Source organism: Bradyrhizobium sp. OAE829, assembly GCF_040546575.1.
Classification (GTDB): Bacteria; Pseudomonadota; Alphaproteobacteria; order Rhizobiales; family Xanthobacteraceae; genus Bradyrhizobium.
In genome coordinates this window covers 755,884-770,980 of record NZ_JBEPOE010000001.1, presented here as the reverse complement: position 1 = coordinate 770,980, position 15,097 = coordinate 755,884, and the positions used below count along the sequence as shown (strand labels likewise).

Genomic DNA, 15,097 nt, shown 5'->3' with positions numbered 1-15,097 from the left:
ACAGTCATATGTTGCGATCTGAGCCCGGCCGTATGGCGATCTTCATCGATGGCCCCAATCTTCACGCAACCGCCAGGGCGCTCGGTTTTGATATCGACTTCAAGCGCCTGCTCACGGAATTTGAGAGCCGCGGTTCGTTGTTGCGGGCATTGTACTACACGCCTGTCAGTGAGGTTCAGGAATTCCCTTCGATCCGCCCTTTGGTCGACTGGCTTGGTTACAACGGCTACACCGTCATTACCAAGGCGTCGAAAGAGCTCGCCGACGCCGGCGGTCGCCGCAGGATCAGAAGCAGCCTGGATATCGAACTCACGGTCGATGCGATGGAACTTGCCGTGCATCTTGACGAAATCGTGCTGTTCTCCGGGAATGGCGCTTTCCGCCCGCTGGTTGAATCGCTGCAGCGGCGAGGCCTCCGCATCACCGTCGCCTCGACGATTTCGAGCCAGCCGCCGATCGCTGCCGATGAATTGCGTCGACAGGCCGACGGATTCATCGACATTGCCGACCTGCAAAGCAGGATCGGTCGGGAGCCAGCCTGACTTCAGACGTCAGCGCCGCTCCTCAAATCAATCCCGTCAGCCGCAATGCCACGCCGGCCGCGCAGGACCCCGCCAGCACCCAGAGCATGCCGATGTTGAGCCGGAAGATCGCGGTCGCCGCCGCAGCTGACAGCACGAACGCGGCGATATCGATGCTCGACAGCAAGGGCATGTCGAACGACAGCCCGAACGACCGGACCGGCGTCGTCTGCCGGAACAGCGTATGCAGCGCGAACCAGATCGAGAGATTGAGGATCACGCCGACCACGGCGGCGGTGATGGCGGTTAGCGCGCCTGCAAGCCCCTTGTTGCCGCGCAGGGTCTCGATGAAGGGCGCGCCGAGGAAGATCCAGAGGAAGCAGGGCATGAAGGTGACCCAGGTCGCCAGCAATCCGCCGAGGGTTGCCGCCATCATCGGCGACAGCGTGCCGGGATCGCGAAAGGCGGCCATGAAGCCGACGAACTGCAGCACCATGATCAGCGGGCCCGGCGTGGTCTCGGCCATGCCGAGGCCGTCCAGCATCTCGCGCGGCTGCACCCAGTGATAGTGCTCGACCGCCTGCTGGGCGACATAGGCCAGCACGGCATAGGCGCCGCCGAAAGTCACCATCGCCATCTTCGAGAAGAACAGCGCGATCTGGCTGAACACATTGTCCTGGCCGAACGCGATCAGCAGCACGGCGACCGGCACCAGCCATAGCAGCAGCCAGACCGAACTTACTTTCAGCGCCTTGGCGACGCTCGGGCGGACATGCTCGGGCAACTCCTCGCCGAGCAGGCTGTCGACGACGGCCGTCTTCTTGCCGCCGCCACCATGTTCGACCGCGGCGAACTCCGGCCGGCCGCTGCGGGCCCCGAGATAACCGATCACGCCGGCGGCAATGATGATGATCGGGAAGGGGACGTTGAAGAAAAAGATCGCGACAAAGGCGATGCCTGCCAGCGCGATCATGATCCGGTTACGCAACGCGCGTTTGCCGACCCGAACCACCGCCTGTACAACGATGGCGAGCACCGCCGCTTTCAGCCCGAAGAACACCGCCTCGACGAAGCCGACATTGCCGTAGGCCGCGTAGATATAGCTCAGCCCCATGATGGCGATGACGCCGGGCAGGATGAAAAGCCCGCCGGCCATGATGCCGCCGGCGGTGCGGTGCAGCAGCCAGCCGATATAGGTGGCGAGCTGTTGCGCCTCCGGCCCCGGCAGCAGCATGCAGTAATTCAGCGCATGCAAAAACCGGCTCTCGGAGATCCAGTTCTTTTCCTCGACCAGGATGCGGTGCATCACCGCGATCTGGCCGGCGGGCCCGCCGAAACTTAAGCACGCCACCCGCAGCCAGACCCGGAATGCCTCGCCGAAGCTGATGCCGTGCGCGTATTCGCTGTTGGCACCGGCTTCGGCTGATTTGTCGATCGTGGCGTCCATTACGGTTTCGCCTTGTTGGTCGGCCAATTATGGGTTTCGCCGGTGGCATCGCGGCACCAGCGATAGAAGGCGTCGTACAGCAACAGGCCGGCCTCCAATTGTTCGAGATCGTCGTCGAACATCCGCGACAGGCCGAGCGAAGCCGCGAGCAGCCCCGGTGCCTCCGGCGAAAGATCGAGCCGGCCGGTATCGGCGGCGCGAACCATCGTTGCCAGCCGCAACAGCGGTGGCGTCGCCAGACCAAATTCTTCAATCATGACGTCGAAGGTGCAGAGTTCGCCGCGGTGGCTCCAGAACACGTTCTCGACATCAAACGGGGTCGCGCTGAAACGCTCGCCGACAGCAAGCACTTCGGACGGCGCGACGAACAGGAACACCGCGTTCGGATCGATGAACCTTCGTATCAGCCAGGGGCAGGCGATGCGGTCGATCTTCGGCCGCGCCCGGGTCACCCAGACGGTGCGACCCTTGGCATCGCGCGCGGGAACCTTTGCGGTGGGCGTGAGCGGGAGTTTTGCTTCCTTCCAGCCTTCAAAGCCGCCTTCAAGTGTCTCGGCCGAAATGTCGAGATGCCGCAGCCATGCGGCGGTGCCTTGTGCGAGTTTCGCGCCGCGCAGGCAGACCACAATGGCGGAATGGCCGGCGAACTCCTCGCCCCATTGGGCGGCGTCCTCGTGGCTGCGCCTGACGGCGCCCGGAATCAGCCGCGGGTCGGCGGCGAAATCCGCCTCGGTACGGACGTCGATCAGGACAGGCGTATTCGCCGTGCCGATCAACCGTGCAAGTTTATCTGGAGATATCGTGGTGTAGGATGACATGGTTGCGCCCTCGTTAAGAGAAAACGGGCGCGATACTTGGGCATGTCGCCTCGTGGGGAGATCGCAGAGTCCCCATGCGCCGAATTAAGCTCCTGTCGGTTCCGCTGTCAACCTTGTAACCTTGCGCCGGTGCAGATTCCGACCTAGCCTGCTTCACATCGGGGACAAAGCAGGCTCCCCGTCAGACGGTCCGCCGTCCAAGCTCTGCGCACCGCTCGACGTGTCGAGTTGCGCATGAAAGCATGGATCGATGGCCAGCATCCCCTCGGAATCGAACGTCTCGTCGGCGAATTCGCTCATCACGCTGCTCTATGTCGCGCGGGGCTTGCGCGGATTCGGCGACGGTTTTGCGATCATTATCCTGCCGGCCTACATGACGCTGCTGGGTTACGACGCCATCGCGGTCGGCATTGTCGCTACAGCCTCGCTGCTGGGAACCGCGCTGCTGACCTTGATCGTCGGCTGGATCGCGCCCCGCCATGATCTGCGGCCGCTACTGATGTTCGGCGCCGGCCTGATGGCGGCCACCGGGATTGCGTTCCCGGGCGTCGAGCACTTTGTCCTGATCGTTCTGGTCGCCTTTATCGGCACCATCAATCCGTCCGGCGGCGACCTCGGCGTGCTGGTGCCGCTCGAACATTCGGTGCTCGCGCACAGCACGACCGACGAGCGCCGCACGCAGATCTTTGCTCGCTACAGTCTGATCGGGGCGCTGGCCACCGCGGGTGGATCGTTGGCGGCGTCGTTGCCAGATTTTCTCGTTGCCGGCGGCAGCACCCAGCTCGGCGCGTTCCGCCTGATGTTCTATGGCTACGCCGGGCTCGGTATTCTCTGCGCCGCGCTCTATCGTCGTGTCCCGCACACGCGCGGCGAGGAGCGGGCGCCGCAGACGCCGCTCGGACCTTCGCGCGGCACCGTCTACAAGCTCGCCGCGCTGTTCAGCATCGATGCGTTCGCGGGCGGTTTCGTCGCGCAGTCGTTGCTGGTGTTGTGGCTGTTCGAGCGCTTCGATCTTTCACTGTCCGCGGCGGGATTGTTCTTCTTCTGGTCGAGCACGCTGAGCGCCTTCTCCTATCCGGTCGCCGCCTGGCTCGCCAGGCGCATCGGCCTCGTCAACACCATGGTGTTCACACACATCCCGTCCAGCGTGTTCCTGATCCTGGCGGCGTTCTCGCCCAATCTTTACCTGGCGCTGGGCTTACTGTTGCTGCGCTCGGCGCTGTCGCAAATGGACGTGCCGACCCGTACCTCCTACGTCATGGCAGTCGTGACGCCGGCGGAGCGTCCGGCGGCCGCCAGCGTCACCGCAGTGCCGCGCAGCCTTGCGTCCGCGATCAGCCCGGCGATTTCAGGTGCGCTCCTGATGACGGCGTTCTCCGGCCTGCCGCTGGTGGTCTGCGGCGCGCTGAAGATCGGCTACGACCTCGCGCTGCTGTTCTCGTTCCGCCACATCAAGCCGCCGGAGGAGAGTGCGGGGGACTAGGGTATTCAGGAAACGTCTGCCTTGCGTTCCTGCTGACAATTGCCGCCACATCGCAGAAAGATTCGAAGGAAGAGCATTTTCGACTCGCGTGTTCGATTTACCACGACCATATCTCGCACGCGCGCTGCGACAGACGGTGCGACGGGGAGACAGGCATTGGGCGGCGAATGGGTCGGTGTCGCAATCGCATTGGTATCGAGCGCTCTCGGCGGGACTGCGGCGGCGATCACGCGCTATCTCGCCGGCAATACCGATCCGGTCACGATGGCGATCCTGCGCTGGGGCATCGGCTTTTGCTGCGTGTTGCCTGCCGCGCTGCTCCTGAAGGCGCGCTGGCCGCAGCGCCGGGACTGGCCTGCCGTCGCCGCACTGGGCTTTTGCTTCTTCGGCGTGTTCTTCGTCCTCTACAACATCGCAATGTCCTATACGACCGCAGCGCGCGCCAGCCTCGCGCTGGCGACACTGCCGCTGCACACGATGGTGGTCGGCGCGTTGCTCGGCATCGAGCCGCTGACGAAGCGGAAGTCGATCGGCGTCGGTATCGCCGTGCTCGGCGTCTTCGCGGCCCTGGCATCGGGGCTTTCGACCGCGCCGGCGGGCGCCTGGCGCGGCGAGCTGATCATGACCGCTGCCGTCCTGTGCATGGCGTTCTACAACGTCTGGTCCCGTCCGTTCATCCAGCGCTCGAGCGCGCTCGGCTTCCTCACCGTCGGCATGGGCACGGGTGCCGCCGCGCTGATCCTGGTGGGCTCCCTGACCGGGAGCGTCGCGGTCCTGAGCCAGTTCGGAACGGCGCAATGGATCGCAGGCCTCTATCTCGGGATCGCCGGCGGCGCGCTGGCGTTCATCCTGTGGGTGCTGGCGCTGGAGCGGGCGTCGCCGACAAGGGTGGCCAACACCATGACTGTCAATCCGCTGGCGGCAGGATTGCTCGCCACGCAGCTGGTCGGCGAGCCGATCACGCCGAACCTCGTGCTCGGGCTAATCGCGGTGTTTGCCGGCATCTGGATCGCGACGTCGGCGACCAGCAAGCCGTTGAAGGTGTGAAGCTCACGCCGCGGCGATGGCCTCGATCTCGATCAGGAAGTCGGGACCATAGAGTTTCGACACCTCGACCAGCGTCACCGCGGGCGCCGCAGGTGGCGTGACGGAGGCAAAGAAGCGGTTGCGGGCCTCCCGGTAGCGGCCGAGATTGTCCATGGCGGTGAGGAACACCGTGAGTTTGACCAGGTTGGCGGCGGTGCATCCGCTCGCCCGCAGCGCGATGGTGAGGTTCTCGAACACCTGATCCGCTTGCGCGGCAAAATCGTTCTTGCCGACCACATTGCCGTCGCGGTCGAGCGCGGTCTGACCCGCGATGAAAACCAGGCGACCGGCGCTGACGTCAACGATTTGCGAATAGCCGGGTGGGGTGCCGAGTTCGGGTGGATTGATGCGGCGGATCGACGGCGTCGTGTCATCCACCATTGGGAGTCCTCATGATGGCGTCGTCACGGGCGGATGGCTGCGCACCATAAACAGCGCGAGCAGCGCCGCAAGGCTCAGCGCGGAGGAGACGATGAGAACGCGGCTGCCCATGATGTCGATCAGGAGGCTGAACAGCAATGGAGCGGCGGCCTGCGCCATCCGCGCCGGCGCGCCGATGATGCCGAGGCGATAGCCGTAGTTTTGGGGGCCGAAGATCGCCAGCGGCAGCGTGCCGCGCGCGATGGTGAGGATGCCGTTACCGGCGCCGTAGAAGATCGCGAACACGCTGGCCGCGCCGCCACCGGCCAATCCGAGGATCGCCGCGCCGATCGGATTGGTGACACATGCGAGCTTGGTCGAGACCAGCGGATGAAATCGGCTGAGGAAGCCGGCCTCGAAAATACGCGCCGCCACCTGCGCCGGGCCGAGCAGGGCGCCGGCGAATACGGCCTGCGCGGTGGTGGCGCCGGCTGCTTCCATGATGCGCGGCAGATGGGCGGCCATTGCACCGGTGACGGTCCAGGCGGCGGCGAACACGAAGGCCAGCAGGATCATGGTGCGGTCGATCGCGATGTGCGGCTTGACGGCGTTCGCCACCGCCGCCTTGGCGCCCTTCACCGCAGGCAGCATCAGCAAATTGATCGGCAGGCCGATCAGGATATGCGCCGCCGCCCAGGCAAAGCAGGTGTTGCGCCAGCCGATGGTCTCCAGTCCCCAGGCCGACAGCGGCCATCCGACGGTCGATGCAAAACCCGCGAGCAACGTGATGCCGGTGATCGAGCGCCGCGCGTCATTGCCGTAGATGCGTCCGAGCGCGGCGAACGCCGCATCGTACAGTCCGCCGGTCATGCCGATGCCGAGCAGGAGCCAGGCAAGCACCATCACCGGAACGGAATAGCTGAACCCAAGCAGCGTCAGTCCGGCCGCGAACACCACATTGGACATCGACAGCACCGGCCGGCCACCGACCAGATCGATCTGCCGGCCGATGCGCGGGCCAAGAAAAGCCGAGAGCACCAATGCTGCCGAGAAGGCGGCAAATATCCAGTTCGAGGAGACGCCGAGATCGCGCGCGATCGGATCGGCCAGGATCGCCGGCAAGTAATAACTTGAAGCCCAGGCCAGCGTCTGCGTGGTGCCGAGCGCGATGATGATGGGAAGGGGGCGTGCGCTCATGGCTTATCTTTTCGTTGCGCCTGCTTGTTGTCGTTGCCGGCGTTCCGGCGTACTGGAATCAAGTTGTCTATGATATTAGACAACTTGGAATCTAGGCGCCATGACGCCTGGAGGCAACAGGCTTGTGTCGCACTCATGCCTGAACCGCGGTCCGTCTCGACCAGTAGAGCGCCAATGGCCCAAGCAGAATACCCGCCGCCAGCACGGCAAACGCCGCCGTCCAGGCGGAGGCGCTCGACGGTCCACCGGCCGCATCCAGCGCGACGCCTAGCGCCCAGGCGCCCAAAGCCGAAAGGCTGAAGCCGACGGTCGAATGCACGGCCATCGTCGCCCCGCGGTACTTTGGGTCCGCCGCCATCGTCATCCCCGATGTCAGTGCGCCGGAATCGGCGGGCACGGTGATGGCATAGGCCAGGATCAGCGGCAGCAACAGCCATGGCGATTTGTCGGCGAACGCGCCGATCAGCAGCGCCACGACGGCAGAACTGAACATCACGGCGGTGATGGCGCGATGGCGGCCGAACCGGATCGCGCATTCATTGCCCAGAATGCTTGCGGGCATCGCGAGCACGGAGAACAGCACGCTGACCACGACGGGCGTCAGGATCGAGCCGTCCGAACTCCTCGCCGCCACGAAAGTCCAGAACGCCACCAGCCAGGTTCGGATGCCGTAGAGCTCGAAGCAGTGCGCGCCATAGCCGAGAACGAAACCCATTGCGCTGGTGTTGCGGAACACCGGCGCAAAATCCAGCAGGCGGCCTTGCGCGGGTTTTGGCGTCACCGGTTGCAGCAGGAAGCAGACCGAAAGCATCACCAGCGGGCCCAGCGCCGTCACCAGGAAGGCGGCGCGCCAGCCCCAGGCTTCCGCGACGAGTTGCGAGATGAGGAACGACAGTCCGACGCCGAACGAGAAGCTCGACGTGTAGAACGTGACCGCGCGCGATGAATCGCCCGGCGCAAGCCGGTCGGTCAACGCCTTGAGGCCGGGCATGTAAGCGCCCGCAAATCCGATGCCGGCGATGGCGTTGAACAACGCGCCGGACCAGAGGCCGGTCGCAAACAGGCCGAACAGCAATGTACCGAGCGCACTGACCGCCGAACCCGCGATCAGTATTTTGCGCGCGTCGATCCGATCGGTCAGCGTCGCCAGCACCGGCACGGTCAGCATGTAGCCGGCAGCGCCGGAGCCTGCGAGCAGACCCGCCTGCGCGCCGCTCAGATGCCATTCCGGAATCAGGAACGCCGCGAGAATGGAAGGCACCACGACATGGGGAAGCAGGCTGCCGAGCTGCCCCACACACATCGCGACGATGACGGATCGACCGCTTAAGGAAATGTGTTTCACCCCGGTTCGTTCAGGACGCGCACCCGCATCCCGTTTTGCCTTGTTGCTTGGCATTTGCATCCGCTGCGCAACAGGCGTCAACAGCTGATGGCGCCGGTCCGCCGCAGCACTGGCTTGCGCCGAGCGCGTCCGCGCGACTGCAAACGCCGGTTTCGGGCAGCACCAGTTCGACACGCTCTGCCGCCGCGTGATCGCCGGCAATATCGGCGGCAATCGAACGGACCTGTTCATAGCCCGTCAGCATCAGGAAGGTCGGCGCACGGCCGTAGGACTTGATGCCGGCGAAATAGAAGCCGGGTTCGGCCTGCGCCAGTTCGCGCGCGCCGTGGGGCCGCACGGTGCCGCAGCTATGCTCGTTCGGATCGATCAGTGGCGCCAGCGCCACCGGACATTCGATCGCCGGATCAAGCTGGATGCGAAGCTCGCGCACGAAATTCAGGTCCGGCCGGAAGCCCGTGGCAACGATCAGTTCGTCGACGATGATTTGACGGCAGCAACTGCCCGCGCCGGTCGCGACGGTGAGGCGGGGGCCGTCCGCTGTGATGTGCGAAACCCGAAACTCGCTCTCGACTTTGATGCGGCCGGCCGCGACCAGCGATGCAAAGGCGGCGCCAAGCTCGCCGCGCGCAACCAGCTTGTCGTTCGCGCCGCCGCCAAAAGCCTTGGCCGGATCATTGCCCCGCAACAGCCAGACGGGCTGTGTTCCTGGCACCTCGGCTGCGAGCCGCGCGAGATCGGTCAGCGTGCCGATCGCCGAATGACCGGCGCCCAGCACGGCGACGGTCTTGCCGGCGTAGCGCGCGCGATCTCTTCCGAGAACATCGGGCATGCCGTAGGCGATCTTGGCCGCAGCCTGCGTCTCGCCGATGGCGGGCAGGCCGTTGGCGCCCGCCGGATTGGGCGAATGCCAGGTGCCTGACGCGTCGATCACGGTGTCAGCCTTCACGACCTTCGGGCCTTGCCCGTTCTGATAACGAATTTCGAACGGTGCGGACTCGCGTCCTTTGGTCTTGAGCTTGTCGAAACCAGCACGGCTGATGTCGGTGACGCGACTGGAGGTGTGGATGTGATCGGAGAGGGCGGTCCTGGCCGCGAGCGGTTCAAGATAGCCTTCCAGCAATTCCGCGCCGGTCGGATAATGATGCGGATCCGGCGAATTCCACCCCGTTGCCGCGAGCAGGCGCTCCGCGGCGCGGTCGATGTTGTATTCCCACGGCGAGAACAGCTGGACATGGCTCCATTGGCGAACGGAATGCCCGACGTTGTCGCCTGCTTCCAGCACGATCGGCCGGAGCCCGCGCTCAAGCAGATGGGCGGCAGCGGCAAGGCCGACCGGGCCGGCGCCGATGATCGCAACGGACTTTGCCTCGCGCATTGCATTCTCCCATCAAACTAGAAATATCGAAATTGACGGCGGCGCAACTCACGCCGCGGTCTGCGTATCGTTGCTTTCGGAGCCCGTGCAGCATTCGGCCACCAGGAAGTCCACCAGTCCCCGCATCACGTCGTAATTGGCATGGCACACGAGTGTGGTGGCTTCCCGCACCTGATCGATCAGACCGACGACCATCAGCGTCTTGATGTGGTGGGAAAGAGTGGATGGGGCGATCTTGAGCTTTTCCTGGAGCCGGCCGACCGGCATTCCGGCATCGCCGGCGCGAACCAGAGCGCGATAGATTTTCAACCGGGTAGGGTTGCCCAGCGCTTCAAGGTGTGCGGCGGCGTCGTCGAGTTTCATGACGGCATCTTGATATTCGAAGCCGGGGTTGTCAACTGTATTTCTAGAATTATGGAAATAGCGAGTTCTGTCCGCAGTGAACGTTGTCGTCCTCCGCGAAAGCGGGGGACCCAGTACGCCGGGGCTTCTCGGTTCAATCATTGACGCCTCTGGAATACTGGATCACCCGCTTTCGCGGGTGACGACAGCTGAATGTGTGTTCGCGTTCTCGCGACGCATTGCGCCCGAGGTTTGCGAGAAACTTCCCGCCCTCAAATGAGAGGGCGCAGGGAATGCCGGATGCGCGCTGCACCCGCGGTCCCGTGTGCGAATTGTGCTAAGAAAGCTGCACACGAGCATACAGGGCAGCGGAGAACATCCGACATTCCCTGCGCAATGGCTTTACGGCTTATGCCGTGATCTCCCCGGAGACGAGTTCTTGGTTGACTCCGTCACTGCCGTTTCCGCTTGCGCTTTTCCGACAGCTTGACACCAGCAACGGGTGCCAGGACCACACGGTTTTGCCGTACGCTCGATCCACGCCGTCGTCAGACGTGAGCCCAGCGTCCACCGCAACCCGCCCAACGTCCGTGACGACGGCCGACGCCCTTCTGAGTAGGACGGGATGGCCAAAGATATGCACCTGATTTGCCATTCTGGTAAACAGAAATATTTTTTATTCTGGGGTTTGACACGATTTCCGTAAATCAGAACTGATTTGCCCGTCGGGTTGTTTTTTCGCACTTAACCGTCATTGCGAGCGGAGCGAAGCAATCCATGGCACGGCTTGGGGCAATATGGATTGCTTCGCTCCGCTCGCAATGACGCGGAGAGGACGACATCAAATTTGCCCGTCGGGCAACATTGGTGTCGGCAAAGCATCGCGGGTACCTCCGCGAGGCTTGACAGGATGATATATATATCCATAAGTCTAGATATATGGAATCAGAGCAAGCCATTCTCGCGCTCGCTGCATTGGCGCAGCCGACCCGGCTCGGGGTGTTTCGCCTGCTGGTGAAGCACGAACCTGAAGGGCTGGCGGCCGGCGATATCGCCAAGGCGCTGGCGGTGCCGCAAAACACCATGTCGTCGCATCTGGCGATCCTGTCGCGGGCGGGGCTGGTGACGGCCCAGCGCTTCAGCCGCTCGATCGTCTACCGCGCCGATCTCGACGCGTTTCGGGCGGTCATGCTGTTCATGGTCAGGGATTGCTGCGACGGACGTCCTGAAATCTGCGCGCCGCTGATCGAAGACCTCACGCCGTGTTGTCCGCCTGTTAGAAAAAAGCGCGCTGATGCAAAAGTTTGATCTTCCGCGCCGCCTGACTGCCGAAGCCCTCGGCACCGCGATCTTGGTCGCAACCGTGGTCGGCTCCGGCATCATGGCGGAAACGCTGACCAGGGACGTTGCACTCGCGCTGCTTGGCAACACCCTGCCGACCGGTGCGATCCTCGTCGTGCTGATCACCATTCTCGGGCCTATCTCAGGCGCGCATTTCAATCCCGCGGTGTCGCTGGTGTTTGCGCTCCGGCGCGAGCTGACGGCGCGCGAGGCGTTGTCGTATGTGGCGGCGCAGATCGCCGGCGGCGTCGCCGGAACCATCATGGCGCACGCGATGTTCGCCCTGTCACTGCTGGATGCCTCGCTGAAGGTCCGAACCGGCGGTGCGCAATGGCTGGCCGAAGGCGTGGCCGCGTTCGGCCTGGTTGTCACGATACTTGCCGGCATCCGGTTCAATCGTCCGGCGATTCCCTGGCTGGTCGGGCTTTACATCACGGCGGCATACTGGTTCACGTCGTCGACGTCGTTTGCCAATCCCGCGGTCGCCATCGCCCGATCTTTCACCAATACGTTTTCGGGAATTCGCCCAACCGATCTGCCCGGTTTCATCGCCGCCGAACTTTTGGGCGCCATCCTTGCGATGATGCTGATGGGCTGGCTGCTGCGCGGGGCAGGCGAGGTGGCCGCAACGACCAGGGAGGCCCATTCATGAGCATAACGATCTACCACAACCCGTCCTGCGGCACCTCGCGCAATACGCTGGCGATGATCCGCCAGAGCGGCGAAGAGCCCGAGGTGATCGAGTATTTGCAGACCCCGCCGAGTCGTGCCCGGCTGGTCGAACTGATCGCCGCGTTGGGCATCTCCGCGCGCGAGTTGCTGCGCGAAAAAGGCACGCCCTATGCGGAGCTCGGCCTTGCCGATCCCAAATGGAGCGACGACGAACTGATCGATTTCATGCTCGCCCATCCGATCCTGATCAACCGGCCGATCGTGGTGACGGCGAAGGGCGTGCGGCTGTGCCGGCCGTCGGAACTGGTGCTCGACCTGCTCGACCGTCCCGTCGACTCCTTCGTGAAGGAAGACGGCGAAGTCGTCATATCCGGGAAAACGTAAGGGGCTGCGGCAGGCTTCCGTCCGTCACGATTGCGCGGCATAATGGCGGCATGGAACTCACGCCCCGCCTGCGCCTGATGAACTGGATCGCTCACCAGAGCCTGACAGGCCTGCCCGAAAACGATCTGCTCCGTGGCTTTTGCGAGCGCTGCCGCGCCCATGGCCTGGAGCTGTCGCGCGCAATGGTCATCATTGACACGCTGCATCCGGTGTTCGAGGGCCGCGGATTTCGCTGGAGCCATTCCCAAACCAACGAGAGCGACAGTTTTGAATATGGTTCGAGTAGCGAGGGCGGCGCCGTTGCGGAAAACTGGCGGCGCTCGACCTTCTACCATTTGCTTGAAACCGGCGGTGACGAACTCTTGATCGATCTGTCCGATTGCGAAGGCCTCGATTTCAACATGATCGAGGACCTGTCCGCCAAGGGGCACAAGCATTTTCTCAGCATGGTGCACCGCTTCGGCGAAGCCGGCACCATGGGCCAGATGGACTGCTTTTACTCGACATGGGTGACCCGGCGCGACGAAGGTTTTGGCGAGCAGGGGCTCGCCGCCTTGCGCGAGTTGGTGCCGGTGCTCGGGCTTGCGGTCAAATCCGCCGCACAGGCCGAAGTCGCGCGGACGCTGGGGCGGGTCTATCTCGGACGGGATGCGTCCGAGCAGGTGCTGCGCGGCCGCATTGCCCGCGGCGTCACCGAGCGCATCAACGCGGTGCTGTGGTTTTCGGATCTGCGCGGCTCGACCTCGATCAGCGAGAGCATCGAGCCCGGCCAGATCATCCCGTTCTTGAACGATTACGCGCAGGCCTCGATTGACGCCATCCATGACGCCGGCGGTGAGGTGCTGAAACTGATCGGCGACGGTGTGCTGGCGATGTTCACCAACGAGAACATGGCCGTTGCCAAGCGCACAGCGCTGCGCGCCGAACACCATTTCCGGCGCAACATGGCTGCGGTCAGTGCCCGCCGTGCCGCCGAAGGCGTGGCGGTGACGACGGCCCATGTCGGCCTGCATGTCGGCGAGGTCTTTTACGGCAATATCGGCAGCGATGACCGGCTCGACTTCACCGTGGTGGGGCCGGCCGTCAACGAAGTCAGCCGCATCGCCTCGATGTGCCGCTCGGTCGACCGCGAATTGCTGACCTCGGAGGCGTTTCGCACCGGACTGGACGCTGCGGGGCGCAACTATCTGGTTTCCACCGGCCGCTATGCACTGCGTGGCATCGGCCGCGCGCAGGATCTTTATACGCTCGATCCGGACATTGCGTCGGATGAAGTTGTGGCGGGGAAGTACGAGCGGTATCTCGGAAGCTAAGGCGCATCTTGTCGCCCGGATGAAGCGCAGCGAAATCCGGGAATCTTCGGTTGCCGCGATTGCGGTCCCCGGATTGCGCTTCGCTCCATCCGGGCTACGGGCTAATTCGTTTTGGCGCGCAGCGTATACAGCCCGACCGCGACAAAGGAAAACACCGTCAGCACCACGCCGAGCGCAAACAGCGCCTCACGCGAGATCGTCGCCGCCAGCCAGACGCCGATCGCCGCTGTCATCATCTGCCAGAAGCCGACCAGCGCGGAGGCAGCCCCCGCTTTCTCGCCGAACGGGGAGAGCGCCTGCGCGGTGCCCAAGGGGTTCACGATACCCATGCCGAGCAGGAACACGCTCATCGCCCCCAGAAATGGCAGGAAGGTCGGGCTATACAGCGACACCAGCAGCATCGCGAGGCTGCCGATAGCGGCCGCGAATAATCCGCCACGGATCGAGCGGTCGAGCCCGTAGCGCGGCGCCAGCTTTGTCGCCAGCATGCCTGAGGCGAATACGATCAGCACGGTGCCGGCGAAGAACAGGCCCAGCTGGATCGGTGTAAAGTGCATCGCTTCGATCAGCACGCGGGGCGCGGCCGAGAACATCGCGAACAGACCGCCCATGATCAGGCTCACGGTCGCGGCCGGCACCACGAAACGGCGGTCGGCGATCAGGCCAAGATAGTTTTTGGCAATCGCGAGCGGGTCGAGCGGCGTGCGCGTCGCGTGGTGGGTCTCGCCCAGAACCATGCCGTAGGCGAGCGCACCGAGCACCGCAAAGGCGGCGACGAGCGCGAATTCGGAACGCCAGCCGAAATAGTGATCGAGCGCACCGCCGAGCAGCGGCGAGAAGCCTGGCGCCGCCGCCATCGCAATCATGATCAGCGCCATCGCGCGCGCCAGTGCGGCGCCGGAGAACAGGTCGCGCGCAATGGCGCGTGACAGCACGGAAGTGGCGCAGGCGCCGGCGGCCTGGACCACGCGGCCGGCGAGCAGGTTGGGCAGGTCGGTGGCGAGGGCGCACCAGACGCTGCCGGCGAAAAATACCGCAAATCCGATCAGTACCGGCCAGCGACGGCCGTAGCGGTCCGAAATCGGTCCGACCACCAGCTGGCCGACCGCGAACACCGCGAGAAAGATCGTGATGGCTGATGTGACCGCGGCGCTGGTGACATTCAGCGAGGCTGCCATCTGCGGCAGCGACGGCAGCAGGATATTGGTCGCCAGCGTCCCGGTGGCGGCCAGCGCCGCCAGCACCGCGATCTGCAGCACGGTGGAGGAGGCCTCGGGACGGGGGCTCGCGATCGCTACGGTCTGGTCGGCCATGGTGGGTTCCCGCTTTTCGATAAAATGATGAATATCATATAAAACGGGATTGGGAAACGCCGATGGTAGGGTCACGGGTAATTCGTTCGTCATGGCCGGG

14 protein-coding genes and 1 pseudogene are annotated in these 15,097 nt (G+C 64.1%); 7 read left to right on the top strand and 8 right to left on the bottom strand.

Translation table 11 applies throughout. From position 1 onward, the window contains the following. Positions 1–8: 8 nt before the first annotated feature. A pseudogene (locus ABIE49_RS03645) lies at positions 9–539 on the top strand (LabA-like NYN domain-containing protein); the annotation flags it as partial. A 25-nt stretch (positions 540–564) separates the two neighbouring features. Here ABIE49_RS03645 and chrA read toward each other — a convergent pair. Both chrA and ABIE49_RS03635 read right to left on the bottom strand, forming a co-directional pair. Next, a complete protein-coding gene (gene chrA / locus ABIE49_RS03640) occupies positions 565–1,968 on the bottom strand; it encodes a chromate efflux transporter (protein WP_192734236.1) in 1,404 nt (467 codons plus the stop codon). Next, the gene (locus tag ABIE49_RS03635; protein ID WP_192733606.1) at positions 1,968–2,786 is read right to left on the bottom strand and encodes a chromate resistance protein ChrB domain-containing protein; all 819 of its coding nucleotides are present in this window, start codon (positions 2,784–2,786) and stop codon (positions 1,968–1,970) included. Before ABIE49_RS03635 ends, chrA begins: the two co-directional genes overlap by 1 nt. A gap of 250 nt (positions 2,787–3,036) precedes the next feature. On the opposite strand from ABIE49_RS03635, the gene ABIE49_RS03630 reads away from it, so the two are divergent. Further along, positions 3,037–4,269, top strand: coding sequence for an MFS transporter (locus ABIE49_RS03630; RefSeq protein ID WP_192733605.1), 1,233 nt, complete (start codon positions 3,037–3,039; stop codon positions 4,267–4,269). A gap of 156 nt (positions 4,270–4,425) precedes the next feature. Continuing rightward, a complete protein-coding gene (locus tag ABIE49_RS03625) occupies positions 4,426–5,316 on the top strand; it encodes a DMT family transporter (RefSeq protein WP_192733604.1) in 891 nt (296 codons plus the stop codon). 3 nt (positions 5,317–5,319) lie between these two features. Here ABIE49_RS03625 and ABIE49_RS03620 read toward each other — a convergent pair whose 3' ends face one another. The 5 genes from ABIE49_RS03620 to ABIE49_RS03600 all read right to left on the bottom strand — a co-directional run bounded on the left by ABIE49_RS03620 (position 5,320) and on the right by ABIE49_RS03600 (position 9,995). After that, a complete protein-coding gene (locus ABIE49_RS03620; protein WP_192733603.1) occupies positions 5,320–5,736 on the bottom strand; it encodes a RidA family protein in 417 nt (138 codons plus the stop codon). A 9-nt stretch (positions 5,737–5,745) separates the two neighbouring features. Continuing rightward, on the bottom strand, positions 5,746–6,912 hold the full coding sequence (locus ABIE49_RS03615; RefSeq protein WP_192733602.1) for an MFS transporter: 1,167 nt from the start codon (positions 6,910–6,912) through the stop codon (positions 5,746–5,748). Positions 6,913–7,045: 133 nt separating this feature from the next. Next, positions 7,046–8,215, bottom strand: coding sequence for an MFS transporter (locus ABIE49_RS03610; protein ID WP_192734235.1), 1,170 nt, complete (start codon positions 8,213–8,215; stop codon positions 7,046–7,048). A gap of 52 nt (positions 8,216–8,267) precedes the next feature. Next, a complete protein-coding gene (locus tag ABIE49_RS03605) occupies positions 8,268–9,632 on the bottom strand; it encodes an FAD-dependent oxidoreductase (protein ID WP_192733601.1) in 1,365 nt (454 codons plus the stop codon). A gap of 48 nt (positions 9,633–9,680) precedes the next feature. Beyond that, positions 9,681–9,995, bottom strand: coding sequence for an ArsR/SmtB family transcription factor (locus tag ABIE49_RS03600; protein WP_192733600.1), 315 nt, complete (start codon positions 9,993–9,995; stop codon positions 9,681–9,683). Positions 9,996–10,913: 918 nt separating this feature from the next. Between ABIE49_RS03600 and ABIE49_RS03595 the strand changes: the two genes are divergently transcribed. From ABIE49_RS03595 to ABIE49_RS03580, 4 genes are read left to right on the top strand one after another with little or no spacing between them, the layout of a single operon-like run. Next, positions 10,914–11,282, top strand: a complete 369-nt coding sequence (locus ABIE49_RS03595) for an ArsR/SmtB family transcription factor (RefSeq protein ID WP_192733599.1) — start codon at positions 10,914–10,916, stop codon at positions 11,280–11,282. After that, on the top strand, positions 11,269–11,967 hold the full coding sequence (locus tag ABIE49_RS03590; protein WP_192733598.1) for an aquaporin: 699 nt from the start codon (positions 11,269–11,271) through the stop codon (positions 11,965–11,967). The genes ABIE49_RS03595 and ABIE49_RS03590 overlap by 14 nt, the downstream gene beginning before the upstream one ends. Next, the gene (arsC, locus tag ABIE49_RS03585) at positions 11,964–12,371 is read left to right on the top strand and encodes an arsenate reductase (glutaredoxin) (RefSeq protein WP_192733597.1); all 408 of its coding nucleotides are present in this window, start codon (positions 11,964–11,966) and stop codon (positions 12,369–12,371) included. Before ABIE49_RS03590 ends, arsC begins: the two co-directional genes overlap by 4 nt. A gap of 50 nt (positions 12,372–12,421) precedes the next feature. Next, complete coding sequence (locus tag ABIE49_RS03580; RefSeq protein ID WP_192733596.1) at positions 12,422–13,684, top strand: adenylate/guanylate cyclase domain-containing protein; 1,263 nt, start codon at positions 12,422–12,424, stop codon at positions 13,682–13,684. Between the two features lie 101 nt (positions 13,685–13,785). Here the strand turns inward: ABIE49_RS03580 and ABIE49_RS03575 are convergent, their stop codons facing one another. Continuing rightward, a complete protein-coding gene (locus tag ABIE49_RS03575; RefSeq protein ID WP_192733595.1) occupies positions 13,786–14,997 on the bottom strand; it encodes a multidrug effflux MFS transporter in 1,212 nt (403 codons plus the stop codon). Between the last annotated feature and the right edge of the window lie 100 nt (positions 14,998–15,097).